Origin of the sequence: Thermophagus xiamenensis (genome assembly GCF_900112795.1) — a bacterium.
GTDB classification, from domain to species: domain Bacteria; phylum Bacteroidota; class Bacteroidia; order Bacteroidales; family Marinilabiliaceae; genus Thermophagus; species Thermophagus xiamenensis.
Map to the genome: position 1 here is coordinate 1 of NZ_FONA01000001.1, position 19960 is coordinate 19960.

At 41.1% G+C, this 19960-nt stretch carries 15 protein-coding genes; 14 read left to right on the plus strand and 1 reads right to left on the minus strand.

Annotated features, from left to right (window positions below; all coding sequences use genetic code 11):
* The 4 genes from BM130_RS15730 to BM130_RS00020 form a co-directional block, all read left to right on the plus strand.
* Positions 1 to 1399 (plus strand): PKD domain-containing protein (locus BM130_RS15730; RefSeq protein ID WP_139217714.1); only part of this gene is annotated, 1399 nt, incomplete at its 5' end.
* A gap of 124 nt (positions 1400 to 1523) precedes the next feature.
* Positions 1524 to 2600 (plus strand): PorP/SprF family type IX secretion system membrane protein, encoded by a 1077-nt coding sequence (locus BM130_RS00010; protein ID WP_010527337.1) that lies wholly within the window; start codon positions 1524 to 1526, stop codon positions 2598 to 2600.
* Between the two features lie 455 nt (positions 2601 to 3055).
* The gene (locus tag BM130_RS00015) at positions 3056 to 3631 is read left to right on the plus strand and encodes a superoxide dismutase (protein WP_010527336.1); all 576 of its coding nucleotides are present in this window, start codon (positions 3056 to 3058) and stop codon (positions 3629 to 3631) included.
* A gap of 131 nt (positions 3632 to 3762) precedes the next feature.
* Positions 3763 to 4341 (plus strand): nitroreductase family protein, encoded by a 579-nt coding sequence (locus tag BM130_RS00020; RefSeq protein WP_010527335.1) that lies wholly within the window; start codon positions 3763 to 3765, stop codon positions 4339 to 4341.
* A gap of 72 nt (positions 4342 to 4413) precedes the next feature.
* Here BM130_RS00020 and BM130_RS00025 read toward each other — a convergent pair whose 3' ends face one another.
* Positions 4414 to 5622, minus strand: a complete 1209-nt coding sequence (locus BM130_RS00025; protein ID WP_237706117.1) for a T9SS type B sorting domain-containing protein — start codon at positions 5620 to 5622, stop codon at positions 4414 to 4416.
* Between the two features lie 144 nt (positions 5623 to 5766).
* Here BM130_RS00025 and BM130_RS00030 point away from each other — a divergent pair, with 144 nt between their 5' ends.
* From BM130_RS00030 to BM130_RS00075, 10 genes are all read left to right on the plus strand, one after another.
* Positions 5767 to 7926, plus strand: coding sequence for an alpha-L-fucosidase (locus BM130_RS00030; protein ID WP_010527333.1), 2160 nt, complete (start codon positions 5767 to 5769; stop codon positions 7924 to 7926).
* A gap of 55 nt (positions 7927 to 7981) precedes the next feature.
* Complete coding sequence (locus tag BM130_RS00035) at positions 7982 to 10288, plus strand: ATP-dependent helicase (protein WP_010527332.1); 2307 nt, start codon at positions 7982 to 7984, stop codon at positions 10286 to 10288.
* Positions 10289 to 10647: 359 nt separating this feature from the next.
* Entirely contained in the window at positions 10648 to 11253 is a 606-nt protein-coding gene (locus BM130_RS00040; protein WP_010527331.1) for a DUF4290 domain-containing protein, read from the plus strand.
* Between the two features lie 30 nt (positions 11254 to 11283).
* Positions 11284 to 12588, plus strand: a complete 1305-nt coding sequence (gene murA, locus BM130_RS00045; RefSeq protein WP_010527330.1) for a UDP-N-acetylglucosamine 1-carboxyvinyltransferase — start codon at positions 11284 to 11286, stop codon at positions 12586 to 12588.
* A gap of 278 nt (positions 12589 to 12866) precedes the next feature.
* The gene (locus BM130_RS00050) at positions 12867 to 13394 is read left to right on the plus strand and encodes a TlpA family protein disulfide reductase (protein WP_010527329.1); all 528 of its coding nucleotides are present in this window, start codon (positions 12867 to 12869) and stop codon (positions 13392 to 13394) included.
* A gap of 160 nt (positions 13395 to 13554) precedes the next feature.
* Entirely contained in the window at positions 13555 to 14295 is a 741-nt protein-coding gene (locus BM130_RS00055) for a nucleotide exchange factor GrpE (RefSeq protein ID WP_010527328.1), read from the plus strand.
* Positions 14296 to 14310: 15 nt separating this feature from the next.
* Positions 14311 to 15462: a molecular chaperone DnaJ gene (gene dnaJ, locus BM130_RS00060; protein ID WP_010527327.1), complete on the plus strand. Its 1152-nt coding sequence runs from the start codon at positions 14311 to 14313 to the stop codon at positions 15460 to 15462.
* A gap of 306 nt (positions 15463 to 15768) precedes the next feature.
* On the plus strand, positions 15769 to 16701 hold the full coding sequence (locus BM130_RS00065; RefSeq protein WP_010527326.1) for a LysR substrate-binding domain-containing protein: 933 nt from the start codon (positions 15769 to 15771) through the stop codon (positions 16699 to 16701).
* A gap of 895 nt (positions 16702 to 17596) precedes the next feature.
* Positions 17597 to 19021, plus strand: a complete 1425-nt coding sequence (locus tag BM130_RS00070; RefSeq protein WP_010527325.1) for an anthranilate synthase component I family protein — start codon at positions 17597 to 17599, stop codon at positions 19019 to 19021.
* A gap of 345 nt (positions 19022 to 19366) precedes the next feature.
* The gene (locus tag BM130_RS00075; protein ID WP_010527324.1) at positions 19367 to 19936 is read left to right on the plus strand and encodes an anthranilate synthase component II; all 570 of its coding nucleotides are present in this window, start codon (positions 19367 to 19369) and stop codon (positions 19934 to 19936) included.
* Positions 19937 to 19960 lie beyond the last annotated feature (24 nt).

Consider the following 19960-nt stretch of genomic DNA (forward strand, 5'->3'; position numbering starts at 1 on the left):
GAAGGTTAACCATTTGGGTGAAAATTTAAAATTAAATATCGCCTTTAAAATTAATACTTTCAACACAATTATTAATTCCTATTACATAATCCGGGTTTATCCGGTCCGTGAAATAACCCTTACCGCCAACCCAATGGAAGGCTGCGCCCCCCTGGCCACACAACTGACCACCGAAACGGGTGCCAAAGAATATCTTTGGGATTTTGGAGACGGAATCAATGAATCGGGTTCTTATCAGACAACACATATATTTGAAAATAATTCCAATGACACGTTATCCTACACTGTAAAAGTAACAGCCATTTCATCTTTTGGATGTTTGGAAGAGGCGTCCACTCAATTAATGGTGCATCCCACGCCACAACCGGAATTCTCTGTCGCGCCGGAGACACAACAAATGCCCGGCAGGACCGTCACTCTGGAAAATCAAACTGATGGAAATTGGCAATTTGAATGGGACTTTGGCGACGGTAACGCTTCCTCGTTACGACAACCGGGCAGTTATCAATACAACTTCTCCGGCAATTATACAATAACTTTGAGAGCTTTTGATGACTTTTGCGAAGCTTCTCTTTCCAAAGAAATTGTCATAACCCCCATGTTACCGGCCATCGATTATGGTCCCAATGCAGAAGGGTGCCCGCCGTTGACGGTGAATTTCTATAATAACACCCTGGATGCCACATCTTTTCTGTGGGATTTTGGTGATGGAACATTTTCCGACGAATTATCACCAACCCACACTTATCGTATTGCAGGTACTTATACTGTAACGCTGAAAGCCATTGGACCAGGTGGTGAAAACTCGGCTCAAGAGGTTACCATCCGAGTGTTTCCTAAACCCACAGCTCTTTTCGAACCCATCCCAAAAGTTATTTATATTCCGGATGACCAGGTAACTTTTATAAACAAATCAGAAGGGGCGGTCTCATATTTCTGGGATTTGGGTGACGGAAATACTTCCGACACATTTTCACCCACTCATATCTACTCTGAAACGGGAACTTACGATGTTACATTAGAAGCATTTAATGAATTCAACTGTTCAGATAAATTGGTTCTTCCTGAAGCCGTAAAAGCATTACAAGGCGGTGAAATAAGTTTTCCCAATGCATTTACACCGCAAGAAAACGGACCGACCGACGGCAAATATCAGTATGGTGACAGACAAAATCTTGTTTTTTACCCTTTTATTCAAAAAGGAATTGTGGAATATCATCTTCAGATATATACCCGATGGGGCGAATTGATTTTTGAAAGCCATGATATTAACCAGGGCTGGGATGGCTATTACAACAATCGTCTTTGTCCGCAAGGGGTTTACATTTGGCGAGTAATTGTTGCCTTTAGCGATGGCCGGCGTATGGAAAAAACAGGTGATGTCACATTGCTTCGGTAGAAAAATTTGCGGGGAGGGAAGTACCCAGCTTCATGTTTTGGGATGAACCAGACGGCTCGATTTAAAGCGGTGAGCAATGGATTAAAGATTCCCTAAATCAACACCTTAAGAAAACTTTTGACAAATGAAGAACTTTTTTCAAAAAGCATATTGTCTGATTGGGATTATTCTAATAATGACAGTAAAGACAAAGGCTCAGGATCTCCATTTTTCACAGTTTTATGCTTCACCTTTGTATCTAAGTCCTTCCCTGGCAGGTGCTACAGATGGTGCCCGATTGGCAATGAATTACCGCAACCAGTGGCCGGGAATAGAAAAAGCATTTACCACCTACGCCGTTTCCTTCGACAATTATTTTAATGCCTTTAATAGTGGTTTGGGCGTTCAGCTAATACAGGATAAAGCCGGCACGGCAGGATTAACCACTACTCAGGCGGCCTTCCAATATTCCTACAATATTCAGATTTCAAATTTTTGGCAAGTAGTTCCGGCCATTCAGTTTGCCTATGGGAACAGGTCAATCAATTTCAGCAAACTAAGATTTGCTGACGAAGAAATAGGTGGCGGCGCATCAGGTTCATGGGATCAGCTATCAAATGATCAGGCTCAATATGTCGATTTTGCTTCGTCTGTTCTTTTTTACAGTCCACTTATGTGGGTTGGCGTAACAATAGACCACCTTACCAAACCTAACTATTCATTTTTGGGAGAAAAAATGCAGCTGCCCTTAAAGTTTGTTTTTTATGGTGGCATTAACATATGGACCGAAAGGCGTAGGCGCAAAATGGAATCAAAAACCTTTGCCGCTACTTATCGCATTCAACGACAAAAAGATTTCAATCAGGCCGATATAGGTGCCTATTGGTTCAATGACCCTTTAGAAATTGGTGTTTGGTACAGAGGTCTCCCTTTGTTTAAGAGTGAACCTGAAAATAAAATCAACCAGGATGCAATTGTTGTTTCCCTTTCATACCGTCACGGTTCCATAAGATTTGGATACAGTTATGATATAACCATTAGTGGGCTTGGTTGGAATTCGGCCGGAGCACATGAGCTATCATTGATTTATGAATTCAATCAAAATCTTCGTCTTCGAAACCGTGGCCGTCGGCCGGCGGTTCCCTGCCAGGATTACTCCAATCCTCTAATCAAGCAGGATTACACCGGAAAATATAGAAAAAAGAACAAAAGAATTTTCTAGAATATTTGCACCATGCGTTTCTTTTATCCGAATAAAATTTACTTATTTCATTGAACTATTGATTCTTAAAGTTAGTCATTAGTGGTTAGTCGTTAGTGGTTAGTTGGTTAGTTGGTTAGTTAATTGTCTGTTTAGCCACTCAATCCCTTCAATCTCTTCAATCTTTTCAATCCCCTCAATCCCTTCAATCCCCTCAATCTCATTATCTAACGACCTGGTGGCCTAATGACCTATCAGCCTATTGGCCTAATAACCTAACAACTTTGCTGCCTGGGTACTTCTACCTCCATCATTTAATACAAACCCTTTTATGACAAAAGTCGCACGTTCATTTCCATTCAAAAATTTCATCATTTTATCCCCATAATTTTATTATATTTGTTAGAAAAGTCGAAACAATTATCAACAACATTTTTGGGCAGAGATTAATTGTTAAACTCAAAATAAAAAGCAACATGAAATTTTCACTTCCTCAATTACCCTATGCATTAGATGCATTGGAACCCCGTATTTCCAAAAGAACGTTGGAGTTCCACTATGGCAAACACCATCAGGCCTATGTCAACAATCTTAACAAACTCATCCTGGGCACCAAATTTGAAAATGCTGACCTTGAAACCATCATCAAAGAGGCTGAGGGCGGCATTTATAATAATGGTGCACAGGTATGGAATCACACATTTTATTTTTCATCCCTCTCACCTAATGGAGGTGGTGTTCCAACAGGGCCATTGGCTGAAGCTATTAATGAATCGTTTGGTTCTTTTGATGCCTTTAAAGAAAAATTTTCTGAAGCAGCAGCTACCCTTTTTGGTTCCGGATGGGCCTGGTTAGTAAAAAATGATGATGGCAAACTTGAAATTGTTAAAGAAAGTAATGCAGGCAATCCTTTGCGCCAAGGTAAGGTTCCCATTTTAACCTGTGATGTTTGGGAACATGCTTATTATCTTGACTACCAAAACAAACGACCGGACTACATACAAGTTTTTTGGGACTGTGTCGATTGGAATATAGTTGGCGGGCGATTCTAACTTTTAGTCGGTTGATTAAACTTTATACGAATGAAACGAGCATGGCGACTTTTGCCACAAAAGGATATGTATAAATTTTACTAAGCCATGCGAGTTCCATTCGGCCAATGAGTTAAATAAATTATATACGAATGAATAGTTTAAAAGATCTTGTCAGGCGAAACAGGAGTTATCGTCGATTTTATCAGGATGTTTCAATCCCGGAATATGTATTGGAGGGGTTGGTGGATCTGGCTCGCCTGTCTCCTTCAGCTCGGAACGCCCAAACCTTGAAATATTTTATATCATGTATGCCCCAAACCAATGAAAAGATATTTCCCCATTTATCGTGGGCAGGTTATCTGAAAGACTGGGATGGTCCGGCACCGGGAGAGCGCCCTGCGGCTTATATCATCATTTTAAATGACACAACCATTTCGGACACTTATTTTTGTGATGATGGTATTGCCGCACAATCCATCCTTCTTGGGGCGGTAGAACAAGGCTTGGGCGGATGCATTATTGGATCGGTAAACCGGTTAAAATTGCAAAAAGCATTAAACATTCCGGAACATTTAAAAATTATAGAAGTCATTGCATTGGGAAAACCACGTGAACAAGTGGTGATTGAAGATATGAAAAACGGGGATTATAAATATTGGCGCGACGAAAACCAAGTTCACCATGTCCCCAAGCGTTCGTTGGAAGAGATCATCATTAAATGTAAATAATAGCATTATACGCATTATCAGCTATGCTATCCATAATTTCAAACGCTCTGTAATAACCTCGACAGAGCGTTTTCATTTCCCTCGAATCAAATGGACCGCACCCTCCTTCTTATAAACTTCACCTTCGTTATATCCTTCTGCATATATATAATAAAAGTAGACCCCCGGGGCATGCCCATCGCCATCCCATCCTTTAGCCGGGTCTTTGCTCTGGTAAACCTTTCTTCCCCAACGATTAAACACTACCATTTCAAATTTTTTCAATGATTTATATGCAACCCTGAATTCATCGTTTATTCCGTCGCCATTTGGTGTAAAAACATTAGGCACCTCCAGTTCCGATTCGGAGATATTGATTTGAAAAACATCACTTATACTTTCACATCCCGAGTCCCTGTTTAGCACATAGAGGGATACCTCATAGGTTCCGGCCTCTGCAAAAACAAATCGCGGATTTTGGTCAATAGAACGCCCCGCCTCACCAAATGTCCATTCCCACGCACTTATCTTCCCCTGAGAATTATCCACAAATTGAATTTCATAGGGCGCTGAAAGATTAACCTCATCATTTCTTTCATTTAATACGGTATCTTTCAAACTTTTCACCTCAAAGTCTGCCTTTACTGCTATGGCCTCATACTCAATACTATCATTTACGCTGTTACCAAACTGGTCTGAAACGTTAACCACAAAACTAACATCATTGAAAGGGGCATTAAAAGAAACCTCCTGTCCCGTATATTGCTCATCGCCCTCGGGATCGGTAGTCCAGGTATAAGATAAATCATACATTAATGGAACATAGCTACCATTTGCCGGATCAAAATAAAACAACGGCTTAATTGTTGATGTGGCATATAAATCAACACCATAGCAATCGTCATTTACAATCTCAGCCTTAACATCTGTTATGGATTGCGAATTAAAGACCCAGAATCGTCTGTCGGCAACCATACTACCATCTTCTTGAACAACCACACGATAACCACCCTCTTCGGTAACCTGTAACTGTTCTCCACCATTCTGAATAATATTATCCCACGAATTATCATTTACATCATACTTGAACCATGTCATAGAAAAGTTTGTACCACCATCAAATCTAACAACCATTGGAGAAGTGGGTTGAAAGCAAAAAATTGTATCGTTCATTACCCCCGAAGGGTAATCAGTTAAAGTTATAATTGCAGATTGATCGACAGACAACTGACCATAACCAAAAGTTGTCGGCAGAAACATTATTAATCCAATAAAAACCAACGTGTAGAAGTTAACTCTCATTTCTTCTTTTTTAGGACACGAAAAATACAATTTATTAACGTATTCAGCGGTTTTAAAATTGTGAAGATTTAAGCAAACATTATTTTCATGTTCCATCGCTTAGGAATTCTTATCTTTGGATTTCAAAAATTATAACAGACAGCCATGTCAAAAAAGAGTTCATTTTTTATAATTGTCAGCATTTTACTATTTTTTATTCGATGCACGGAAAAGCAGCAAGAATCTCAACAAGCAATAGCAATAAAATCTGATTTTCCTAATAACCAAGAGCTTAAAGAACAATGGGGTGCAAATAAAATTTCCCTATTCGTTCATTTTGGTGTTTATTCTTCTCTTGGTGGTGAATGGAATAACCAAAAAACAAATGGAGCTGCTGAAAACATTTTGGCCAATATGCCAATAGCGACCGATGAATATCAACAAATAGCGAGAGACTTTTCACCAAAAAAATGGGATGCTGATGAAATTGTAGCTCTGGCTGAAGAAATTGAGGCCGGGAGTATAATTTTCACGGCAAAGCATAACGATGGATTTTGCTTGTTTAAAACAACAACAACGCCCTTTAACGTAGTTGATTTTACCATTTTTAACCGCGATATTTTGGCCGAATTGTCGGATGCCTGTCAAAAAGCCAATATAAAATTGGGTATCAATTTTTCGCTTACCGACTGGAATCTGCCTGAGGCATGGCCTGTTACTTCTCACAACGGTGGGCCGGTAACAAATGCTCATTTTCAAATTAATTTACAACAGATTAAAGAATTATTGACCAACTACGGGCCTATTTCCACCATTTATTTCCATTCAGGCCTTCACACTCCGGAACAGAGCAAAGAGTTGCGCCAACTTATTAAAAGTTTACAGCCACAATGTTTAATAAGTGATGGTATTGGTAATGACATGGGCGATTTTATTGCCAGTCCATTTAATCAGCCATTATCTGAATTGCCTGAAACGCCGTGGGTATATCGATCTTCTTTCTTTCCTCCATCGTTGGGCTATGATAAAAACAAAAAAAGTGTCGATCCGCTTTTTCTGGCTCAACAAAAAATTCGTGAGTTGGTTAAGGTTATTTCTGACGGTGGAAATTATGCGCTTAATTTGGCGCCACGTGGTAACGGCTCACCAGACCCCGTCGAAGTTGAGATTTTGCAGCACATGGGCCGATGGATTAAAGTTAATTATCCTGCTATTTCAAACACAGACGGAAACGCAGCAACTGTTCAGTCCCCACCCTTTTGGATGGCGACCAGCAACGAAAATCTTCTTTATCTGTTCGTAGACTCAGTTCCCTCCACACAAAAACTCAATTTACCCAATCTAAATCAAACCATTGCCAAAGTAAGATTTTTGGGAAGTGGCATTGAACCCCAGTTTTACCGCAATCTTCCGGGAAATGAAATTATCTGGACTTCTCCGGCCATGGCCGATCCTATGCAATTGCCCGTCCTTGAAATTACTCTGGAGGAATCACTTCGCCCCATGCCTGAGGAAAAAATATCTGTTGCACCAAACGACACCGTTATACTGAATTCCAACAATGCTTTTTCTGACAAAAGCTTCTCCGGAATTGATGCTCTTTCATCCATCCCTTCCACCACTAAGCTAAGGTGGAACCTCGATGCTGAAAACCTATTCACTGCTCAACTAAGGTTCACCGACCATGAAACAGGGCGATCGCTTAAGCTCAAAACCGATTCTTTTGAAACCATTGAAGCATTAAAAGGCAAACTCGGTGAATTTATTCATGCCACCGGAGATACCATTAAAATACTTCATATTTACAGAACTACGCCATATTATGGTCCTTTTAACGAGCTTCATATAAATCCGAATGGGAATAATCGAATTCAGGTATCTTCAGGTTCATGGATGGTGTGGCCGCCCAAAAAAGACAATACAATAACACTACCATTAACAAACTACTATTATTATGTGGAGATTAATTCGGACATTGCTCAACAATATTGTTTTGAGATTCGGGGAAACAATGGCATCCAGCTTTGGGTCAACGGTCAGGAACGATATAGAAAGATTAATTATGCTCCCGACCAACCCTTAGGCTGCAAAATTGTTCTCGATTTGAAAAAGGGGATTAATATACTGTTGATTCGAAACTTTAACCGATGGGGCGGTAAAGACCATTTTGAACTCACCCCACTTCCCGATGCCCGATGGCATGTACAATCGGTTGACATTCCAGGGCGTCAGAATTACCTGGAAATAACAGAAGCATCCCCAGCAAATCCCCATGCGGATATAGATTTACCCAATTTTTCAATCGAAATTTTGCCCAAAAATTAATTTAGAAATAGCGGGTAGAACACTTCGCACAACTTAATAAAAAACAAGCACACTTGTGAAAAGTTATCTCGAACATCTCAATGAAGCCCAACGAAAAGCGGTTGTTGAAACAGAAGGACCGGCCCTGATCATTGCCGGTGCCGGCTCAGGGAAAACACGCGTTCTCACCTACCGTATCGCTCATCTTATCAGTCAGGGCGTTCCGCCCTGGTCTATATTGGCTTTAACCTTTACCAATAAGGCGGCACGAGAAATTAAAGAACGCATCAGCCATATAGTAGGTCAGGAATTAGCCGCTAAAATATGGATGGGTACTTTCCACTCCATATTTGCCCGTATTTTACGGATGGAGGCCGAACACATCAATTTCCCCGGCACCTTTACCATTTACGACACCACCGATGCCAAAAGTCTTATCAACAGCATCCTAAAAAACATGAAGCTTAACAAGGAAAAAGCATACAAGCCGGGCACCATCCTGGGGCGTATCTCTTCTGCCAAAAACGACTTGCTGGTACCGGCGGCGTATGCTCAGGATGCCAAACGTTCCATGGCCGATGCTGCTGCCAATATTCCCATGATGCCCGAGATTTATGAGCGCTACGTCCGCGAATGCCGGAAAGCCGGAGCCATGGACTTTGACGATCTGCTGCTTTACACCAATATTCTTTTTCGAGACCATCCCGAAGTTTTGGCCAACTATCAGGAACGTTTTCGATACATCCTGGTAGATGAGTACCAAGACACCAACTTCTCGCAATACCTCATCATCCGGAAATTGGCCGGAAAACACAAAAACATCTGTGTTGTGGGCGATGATGCCCAAAGCATTTACAGCTTCAGGGGGGCCCGCATCGAAAACATTCTGAACTTCCGAAACGATTATCCCGATTATAAACTTTTTAAGCTGGAACAAAACTATCGGTCGACCCAAACCATCGTTAATGCAGCCAACAGTGTCATTGAAAAAAACACCGGGCAAATCAGGAAGAAGGTTTTTTCTCAAAACGATGAAGGCGCTAAAATTACTGTGATTCAGGCCCACTCTGATGTTGACGAGGGTTTTATTGTTGCCAACCACATCAATGAAATGCGGTTGCGGCACCGGTACCAATTTCAGGACTTTGCCATCCTTTACCGCACCAATGCCCAGTCCCGGATTTTTGAAGAAGCGCTCAGAAAAAAGAACATTCCCTATAAAATATACGGAGGCCTCTCTTTTTATCAACGAAAAGAAATTAAAGATATTCTGGCTTACCTTCGGCTGGCAGTAAATCCGCACGATAATGAGGCACTGAAAAGGGTTATCAACTATCCGGCACGAGGCATTGGCAAAACCACGCTCGACAAACTGGAAGCTTTGGCCAACCATTACAACGTTAGTTTGTGGAATGTTTTAACCAACCCGGGGCTGCCACAAGCAGGCTTCCATTCCGGAACCGTAAAAAAACTTAATGCCTTTACAAACCTTATTTCCGGCTTCATCAGCCAGGTGCCCAACATGTCGGCCTTTGATATTACAAACGAAATTGCCTCTCAAAGTGGAATATTAAAGGAGTTACACCAGGATAAATCGCACGAGAGTCAAACACGTTTGGAAAACCTGGAAGAGCTTTTTAACGCCATCCGCGAATTTTCTGACAATAAGGAGGAGAGCGGCGAAAATAACGGGTTGGTAGATTTTCTGCAGGAAGTGTCGTTACTTACCGACCAGGATACTGAAAAACCCGACGATATCAATAAAGTAACCCTCATGACCATCCATTCGGCAAAAGGGTTGGAATTTAAAACCGTGTATATTGTTGGAATCGAAGAAGGATTGTTCCCTTCAGCCATGGCCTCAACCAGTGAGGCCGGACTGGAAGAAGAACGTCGCCTTTTTTACGTTGCCCTCACCCGGGCGCAGGAAAGAGCTACATTAACCTTTGCCAGAAGTCGGTATAAGTTTGGAGAATTAACCTTTGCGCGCCCCAGTCGGTTCCTTGGCGAAATAGACCAATCCTATCTTGACATTTCGGCAGGTGCCAACAGCTTTGACCCTGCCAATGCCTTTTCGTCAGTATCCGAAAGGTCCGAAAGAAAATCTTTTAACCTTAAGCGCAACAACGTATCGAAACCGCAGTTCCGTTTCTCGGAAGAAAAACTAAAAAAACAGTCAGCTTCACCCTCATTCCATTTTTCAGACCATGACTCTTCATCGCAAATTCAACCCGGTGTCATTGTTGAACACCAGCGTTTTGGCCGCGGAAAAGTCATTCAGGTAGAAGGTGAGGAGCCCAATATCAAAGCAACGGTAGATTTTACAAATGCCGGAAAGAAACAATTACTATTAAAATTTGCCAAACTAAAAATAATCACTTAGCTTTGCAACAGCAATAATCTGCAATGCCTTACAACCACAAAGTTTATTTTCACTTGCCGGAAAATACATACTGGAAATAACATTTTTTTCTACGAACGTAAATTTTTTAATGTAAAAGTCGATATTTGCAGCTCAATTTTATCAGCTCATACGTTTTAATTGTATTAGCTGATAACAGAAAAATATACTTTTTACTATCGATCAATTATCTCAGGAATTTCTATTCCTGAGTTTTCTCCCGATTAGTAAAAAGCGATATCTATAAATTAATTCTTTATAAAAATTGCTGTGGTGCACAAAAATTCTTTTTAAGGAGAAGCTGACCGTTTAACAGCCATGTCTAATATTTCTTAAATTTTATGGATTATAATTCAAACCGAAAGAAGTTGGTTTTGCCTGAATATGGCCGTCATATTCAGAAAATGGTAGATTACGCCTGTACAATAGAGGACAAAGAAGAGAGAACACGTGTTGCCAAAGCCATTATCGGCGTAATGGGGAACCTTTTTCCCCACTTGAGAGATATCAATGACTTTAAACACAAGTTATGGGATCATTTAGCCATTATGGCCGATTTTAAACTGGATATAGATTATCCGTTCGATCCCCCCAAAAGAGAAAAATTTCAGGAACATCCAAGGCGTATTCCTTACAATCAGGGAAACATTACCTACAAACATTACGGCCGTATAGTGGAACGGATGATTCATGAAGCTACAAAAATGGAAGATGGGCCGCTCAAACGCCATTTAATTATGCTCCTGGGCAACCACATGAAAAAGTCGCTCTCTAACTGGAATAAGGATAATGCTACGGACGAACGTATTTTGAGTGACATCAAAAAACTTTCCAGAGGTAAATTACAGATTGATGAGCAAGCCCGCATCGCCGATTATCGCGAACATCAGTCCAGCAACAACAACCATGGGCGAAACAGAAAAAAACATATTCGCAAAAACAATTAAATCCTTCACCAAACCTTTTCTCCACAAAGCATGAGTAGTTTTGAAGTCATTGGGGGCCGTCCAATTAAAGGGGAAATAACTCCTCAAGGTGCAAAAAACGAAGCTCTTCAGGTTATTTGCGCCACATTGCTTACAAAAGAGACGGTTATCATCGATAACTTACCGGACATTCTGGATGTTAAAAACCTAATTCATTTAGTTTCTGACCTGGGTGTCGAAACCCAAAAGCTTTCTGACCGAAAATACAGCTTTAGGGCGCAAAACATCAATCTGGATTATCTAAAGACCCGGGAGTTTAAGAAAAGAGCCGCCGCCCTGCGGGGATCCATTATGATTATGGGACCTTTATTGGCGCGATTCAAAAAGGCGTTTTTCCCAAAACCCGGTGGCGACAAAATTGGCCGGCGCCGACTGGATACGCACTTCTATGGCTTTGAAAAACTGGGTGCTTCGTTTGATTTCGATTCTGAAGAGTTCTTTTATACGGTTCATGCCGATAAACTTAAAGGAGCCTACATGCTTTTGGATGAAGCCTCGGTTACAGGTACAGCCAACATTATCATGACAGCCGTTCTAACACCGGGCACAACCACCATCTACAACGCAGCGTGTGAACCCTACGTTCAGCAATTATGTAAAATGTTGAATTCCATGGGTGCTCGTATTAATGGTATCGGCTCCAACCTGCTGACCATCGAAGGCGTTTCTGAACTAAATGGTTGTGAACATCGTATTTTGTCAGATATAATAGAAATAGGAAGTTTCATTGGTCTGGCAGCCATGACAGGCGGAGAAATCACCATTAAGGAAGCCAACACAGAGCATCTGGGTGTCATCCCGTTGGCATTTAGAAGAATGGGAATAGAAATGGAAATCCGCAACAACGAAATTTACATTCCGCCCAATCAACGCTACACCATAGAAACCTTCATCGATGGTTCCATAATGACAATTTCCGATGCTCCGTGGCCCGGTCTCACCCCCGACCTGTTAAGTGTTTTTTTGGTGGTAGCTACGCAAGCCAATGGCAGTGTGCTTATTCACCAAAAAATGTTTGAAAGCAGATTGTTCTTCGTAGATAAGTTAATTGATATGGGTGCTCGCATCATACTGTGTGACCCACACAGAGCTACCGTCATCGGCCTTAACCACGAAACACCCCTCAAAGGCAGCATTATGACCTCGCCGGATATAAGAGCCGGCGTGGCTTTGCTTATCGCGGCCCTTTCGGCTAAAGGAAAAAGCATTATACACAATATTGAACAAATTGACCGCGGTTATGAACATATCGATAAAAGATTGAGAACTCTTGGAGCAGAGATTAAACGCATTTAAAGAATATTTTCTTCAATAATCTACGCATGTTTGCCTTTTTTACAGCTTTTTAACTAAGCCGTAAGACTCTGTATATCAATAATTTGGATTTATTGGCCTAAAAAATAAAACTTTTTTTGTCATTTCCAACTTTTTCCCCTTCATATTTTCATGTTTTACAACATAGCTTTGTGCGCTCAAATCGTTACCCCGTCACATAAATCGGGTCATTCGTCTAAAATTTGTCAGCTGTTTAAATAAATAGTCGAACCTTTGCGGAGTAACAAACAGGGATTTATATGAAAAACAAGTTGTTATTAATTACCATTTTTGCAGGTATTCTATTCCTGTCTTTTGTCAATGGTACGCCAGAACCTCAGACAGGAACCGATATTGGCAACCGAATACCTGCTATTAACCAGCCTTTGGTTAACGGAGCCCCATTTCACTCCGATAGCCTTAGAGGGAAAATGGTACTCTATGATTTTTGGGCCTCGTATGATGCGCCCTCAAGAATTGAAAGTGCAAGAAAAAAAGAGTTGTATCAGAAATATCACAACAAAGCATTCCTCAATGGTGAAAAATTTGTGATTGTCAGTATCTCACTCGACAGGTTCAAAACCCCGTTAATGGAGGTTATCGAAAATGATAGCCTGTTTGACATGTATCACATTTGTACATTTGAAGGCAGAGAATCGGAAATCGCCAAAATATTCAATACCACCGATGAAATGAAAGACTATCTGGTGGATGGGGATGGGCGAGTAGTTGCGGTTGCCAACAATATCGACGACATCGATAAAAATCTGGCTCGATTGCAACGGTAATACCTACAATTATTAATATTTTAATATTACTTTTGGCAGGCCAAAGACTGTGGAAAAATTTTTCATGGTCTTTGGCTTTTTCTAATGCCAAAATGTCCCCCTTTTCAATATGGCAAAGAAATTGTATAAATTTGTCCGCCACATTTAAACGTACCCTGATATGAGCAAGAAAAAAGAGACACAAAAGCAAGAAGAAAAAATAAATAAATCACAAACAAAGACAAACCATACTGAACAGGAACAACATACATCAAAACCTGAGCAACAGGTTGATGACATACCCGAGGTAAAAGAACCTCAGGAAGTTGAGGCAACTCAGGAAAGCGAACCTACTCAAAGCACCGAAACGCCTCAGAACGAAAAAATAGGTAAAGAAAATAAAGAGACCCAACCGGCTGATGAAGCTCAGTCAAAAGATAAGAAATGCGAAGAAGCCATACAGGACGCGCAGGATGAAAAAGAATTATTAAAAAGGCAATTGGAAGAGTTAAACGATAAACATTTGCGGCTCATTGCAGAGTATGATAATTTCCGCAAGCGCACACTCAAAGAAAAAATGGAGCTGTCGAAAAGTGCCGGTGAAAGTGTTTTATTAGGGCTTTTACCTGTGATAGATGATTTTGACCGTGCTTTGGAGCATATTGATTCTGCCAAAGACATTAATGCTGTTAAAGAGGGTATAAATCTTATTTACAATAAATTCCAAAACTTTTTGAAACAACAGGGCGTAACCGAAATCGAAACCAAAGAGCAGGAATTTGACAGCGAAACACATGAAGCCGTTACTAAAATCCCTGCGCCTTCCGAAGAGTTGAAAGGTAAAATCATTGACTGTATTCAAAAAGGATACAAGCTCAATGACAAAGTAATACGCTATCCCAAAGTTGTCGTAGGCGAATAAAACCAAACCATTATCATGTCAAAAAGAGATTATTACGAAATACTTGAGGTTCCCAGAAATGCCAGCGCAGAGGAGATAAAAAAGGCTTACCGAAAGAAGGCCCTGAAGTATCACCCCGACCGCAACCCGGGTGATAAAGAAGCCGAGAATAAGTTTAAAGAAGCGGCTGAAGCCTACGAAGTCCTTAGCAATCCGGAAAAAAGACAGCGTTATGACCAATTTGGGCATGCAGGAGTGGGAGGTGCTTCTTCCGGCGGATTTGGCGAGGGTGGAATGACCATAGAAGACATTTTTGCCCATTTTGGCGATATTTTTGGCGGAGGTTTTGGCAGTTTTGGAGGGTTTGGTGGTTTCGGAGGTTCTTCGCGCGGAGGACGCAAAGTCAGTAAAGGTTCCAATTTAAGAGTTAAAGTAAAATTAACGCTCCGGGAAATTGCCAATGGCGTAGAAAAGAAAATCAAAGTCAAAAAATACGGGGCGTGTGACCACTGTAACGGCACAGGTGCTGCCAACGGCACGGCCTATTCTACTTGTTCAACATGCGGAGGTAGTGGTAGGGTTACCAGAATTTCGAACACCATTCTGGGGCAAATGCAAACGACCTCTACCTGTCCAACATGTAACGGCGATGGACGTACCATAACGCAAAAATGTGCGCATTGTAATGGTGAAGGGGTCATCAGAAAAGAAGAAATTATCAGCATCAATATTCCTGCCGGAGTGGAAGAAGGCATGCAACTGTCGGTTTCCGGCAAAGGAAATGCTGCACGGCGCGGAGGTATTAACGGCGACCTGTTGGTCCTCATCGAAGAAGAAAAACACCCGGAACTCAGGCGGGAAGGGTCCAACCTTGTTTACGATTTAATGCTAAGTATTCCTGATGCCATTTTAGGTACAGCCGCAGAAATACCTACGGTTGACGGAAAGGTTAAAGTAAAAATAGAACCCGGCACTCAACCCGGGAAAATATTGCGTCTGAGAGGGAAAGGTCTGCCTGAGGTGAACAGTTATCATCATGGCGACCTGTTGGTAAAAATTAACGTTTGGATTCCTTCTGCTGTCTCAAAGGATGAAAAGAAAACGTTGGAAAAAATGAAAAATTCACCTTCTTTCTCACCAAAAAAAGAACAAAACGGGTTCTTTAACAAGATGAAGGATATCTTTTAAATTACCTCTATCGGTTTTAGTAGCAAAGCCGGCAACCTAACACTCAACAGGAGATGCCGACCAACGGTTTGTGAGAGAAAAAGGTTTAATTAACTTAACAGCTCCGTTTTCAGCCAGGATGGTTTTTCCATCAACAGAGGTGTGAGTGTTAAAAACCTGACATAAAAAATTTTAACAATATATCATCAAAACCGTACACGAATATAATATTTAAGCAAATACAACACTAAGACCATAATATTATAAAAACGGGCTCCTTTGAGTTTCCGTTTTTTTTATATCTTTTGCGCAAAATTTTTCGAAACCATGAACATTCAGCAACTGGAATACATCGTGGCCCTTGATGACCACCGACATTTTGTGGAGGCAGCCGAAAGCTGCCACATCACGCAGCCTACCCTTACCATGCAGGTAAAAAAATTGGAGGATGAAATCGGTGTGCAAATTTTTAATCGGGCTAAAAAACCGATTGAACCCACACCGGCAGGAGAAGAAATTATCATTCGGGCCCGACAAATTTTAAGGGAAATAGCTGAATTACGCAATTTCGTTTCTAACGAACAAAAAAGTATTGAGGGAGAATTCAGACTAGGAATTATACCTACTCTGGCACCCTATCTTATTCCCAGATTTCTGCCTCAATTTGTTAAAGACAACCCTAAAACCCATCTGCATATCGAAGAAATTGAGTCGGAACAATTGCTCAAAGCCCTTCACAACGACCGTATTGACCTGGGTCTGATGGTAACACCCGCTGAAGAACGTCAAATTCGGGAAATACCCCTCTTTTACGAGCCTTTTCTTTTCTATGCCCCGTACGACCATCCCTATATGCATAACGAGTTGATTGATGACAAGTCGCTGGACCCGGCTAAAGTATTGGTTTTGACTGAAGGCCACTGTTTTAGAAATCAAACTCTTGATATTTGCGGAAAAAACCGGCAAAACAACAACGCTTTCGGCTTCTTTTATGAAAGCGGGTCTATAGAGGCTCTCAAGTCTATGGTCAAAAAAGGCATCGGATATACACTGGTTCCCGAACTCTCGGTTGACCCTTTAACCGATAAACCCTTTGTTCGAAGATTTGCTGAACCCGAACCGGTACGGGAAGTCAGCATCGTGGTTCATCAAAATTTCACACGCGAACTTCTCGTTGAAAAACTCAAAGAAGCTATCCTCGACAACCTACCGGATAATTTCAAAAAAACCAAATCATTCAAAAAAATTAAATGGAGATAACCTACCCCAACAATTAAATTGCCCAAATTTTATGTCCCTCAACCCATGAAATACCGGCAATGAGGTGTTGTAATATATCCATTTCGCACTCTAAAGCTTTATTGAACCAAAACAAACTGCCAATGAAGCAGTCTCAACATTCAATACTTGATAGTAACTGACAATGATTCAGTCGCACTATTCAATGTTTGAATCACAACTATCAATGCGTCAGCCACAACCTTAAACGACTGAACAAAAACTGTCAATGCGTCAGCTCTATACTTTGATGATTAGGCAGAAACTGTCAATGCGTCAGTCGTTGGGTTCAATTCTTAAAGTTAAACTGTCAATGCGTCAGGCAAAACCTTCTGTGATTGAATACAAACTGCAAATGCGTCAGTTATCGCATTAAAAGAACAACCACAAATAAAAAATGAATCAATTCCCCTGTCAAATGGCTGACTTTAAACTGGCAGGGGGACAGCCGCCACGTTAAATGACAAACTATAGAATTTAGCCGAACCAATTGCTGGAATATTGAATTGCATCGACCTTAAAAAACACCGTCAGCGGGAAAGATTTAGGCCCTTTGTTCCGGAATATAGCAAACAGCTATCTTATCACATCCATTTTTGTTAAAAAAAGTAAATACTTGCATTTTAAAAAATCATTGCCTAATATTGCACTGTCAAATCATAACAAAAAACCTATAATCGGAAACAAAATATCATTCAAACGAATATGAACAATACAATTTACAATATTTGGTGGTGGCGTCATTTCTTGCATCCTATATCGGGGTGAAGGTGATGCCCGTTTACCATTTGTTGTAAAGATGAAATAAAAGGCTTGCCGAACCCCGGCAAGCCTTTTTTTATGGAATTAATCTGAAAACCAAAAAAACATCGCACCTATGAACCAACAAAAATTAAATCTCAAGTGCAGTCGCATCCCCGCCCATGTTGGCGACATAGTGACACCCGTGAGCGTATATCTAAAATTACGCGACCTTTTTCCCAACACCATTCTGCTTGAAAGTTCAGATTATCATGGCAATACCAATTCGCTGTCGTTTGTTTGTTTTAAACCTATTGCCGATTTTATTGTTGAGAATGAGACGGTAAAGTACCGCTATCCGGATGGTACCGCTCAACAAATAAACATAACTGCCGATACTTCTGTCACCAATCTTATTCAGGAGTTCATCAACAGCTTTGACATCAGCCAGGAAGAGCAAAAACAATGCCCGGTACCTGCCTCCGGATTGTATGGCTACACCGCCTATGATGCAGTACGTTATTTCGAAGATATCCACATTGATGTTGACCCACAGGCACCCTATGCCATCCCCGACATTCGTTACCACCTGTATCGTTCTATTATAGCTTTCAATCATTTTACCAATCAACTTTACTTCATAGAACATCTTTTACCCGGTGAAACTTCACAATTTAATGAAACACTGGAGATATTAAAAAACCGCTCCATCCCTTCCTTTAAATTTCAACCCGGGAATAATGAGCAATCTCCCATCGATGGAAACGCCTATATGGAAATGGTTCGCCATGGCAAGGAACATTGTTACCGTGGTGATGTTTTCCAAATAGTATTATCCAGACCATACAGACAGTCGTACAAAGGCGATGAATTTAATGTATACCGGGCCTTGCGACATATCAACCCATCCCCCTACCTCTTCTTTTTCGATTACGGCAATTATCGTTTAATGGGTTCATCGCCCGAAAGCCAACTGGTAATCGAGAAGGGCGTCGCAGCCATCAATCCCATTGCCGGAACATTCCGTCGTACGGGCAATGACCTAAAGGATATGCAATTGGCGGAAGACCTGGCAAAGGACCCTAAAGAAAATGCCGAACATGTGATGCTGGTGGACCTGGCACGTAACGACCTGGGACGTAACTGCCACAGTGTGGAAGTAAAGACCTACAAAGAGGTTCAATATTATAGTCATGTTCTCCATTTGGTGTCAGAAGTTAGTGGTGTATTGCGTAACCCCAGGGAAATTGCCAAAGTTATGGCCGATACCTTCCCGGCAGGAACTCTATCCGGAGCACCCAAATACAAAGCAATGGAGTTAATCAATAAATATGAGGCGCAAAACCGTGGATTTTATGGCGGTTGCATCGGAAAATTAGGACTGGATGGGTCATTTAATCAAGCCATTATGATTCGTTCTTTCTTATGTAAAAACAACACCCTCTTTTATCAGGCCGGCGCAGGTATCGTTTCCGAATCGGTTGAAGAAAAAGAACTGCAAGAAGTTAACAATAAATTGGGAGCCCTAAAAAAAGCCATAGAAATGGCTGCCAGGTTTTAATGAAAATCAAAGGCAGAAGAAGTCATTAGTCATTAGTCATTAGTTAACAAGTGGTTAGTATTAAATAACTAATGACTAACCACTAACCACTAATAACTACTTATATTATAAGAAGCAATATACCAACGAAGTAAGTAAAATTTATACGAATGAAACGAGCATGGCGACTTTTGCCACAAAAGAGCATGTATAAAATGATATAGGCAGAAGTGCACAGGCAGAAGGCAGAAGTGAGATTTATCGATTTTATGATTGCGGGTTGGGAAATTTCCCCTTTAGGGGATTAAGGGGTGAGGGATGGCCATAATGGACTTTAAACTAATTATATAAGTAAATTATATACGAATGAAAATATTAGTTATCGACAACTACGACTCTTTTACCTATAATCTTGTTCATTATCTTGAAGAAATTGCTGAACAAAAAGTAGCTGTTTATCGCAACGATAAAATCAGCATAGAAGAGGCCGGCAAATACCAAAAAATAGTTCTGTCGCCCGGTCCGGGAATACCTGATGAAGCAGGAATCCTCAAACCACTTATCAAAGCGTTGTCGCCCACCCATTCCATATTGGGAGTATGTTTGGGTTGTCAGGCTATCGCCGAAGTATTTGGCGGCACTATTACCAACCTCTCTAAGGTATATCATGGTGTGGCGACACCCATTTCGGTATGCGACCGCGATGAATTACTGTTTAACACCCTTCCCGATACTTTTTTGGGCGGACGTTATCACTCGTGGGTTGTTAATGAAGCCAACCTTCCCAACGACCTTCATATCACTGCCCGAGACATGCAGGGACAAATCATGGGCATTACTCATAATAAATTCGATGTCAGAGGTGTTCAGTTCCATCCCGAATCTATTCTCACCGAACATGGAAAGCAGATGATTAAAAACTGGCTCGAAGGTTAATTCCCTAACTCATATGATTATCGT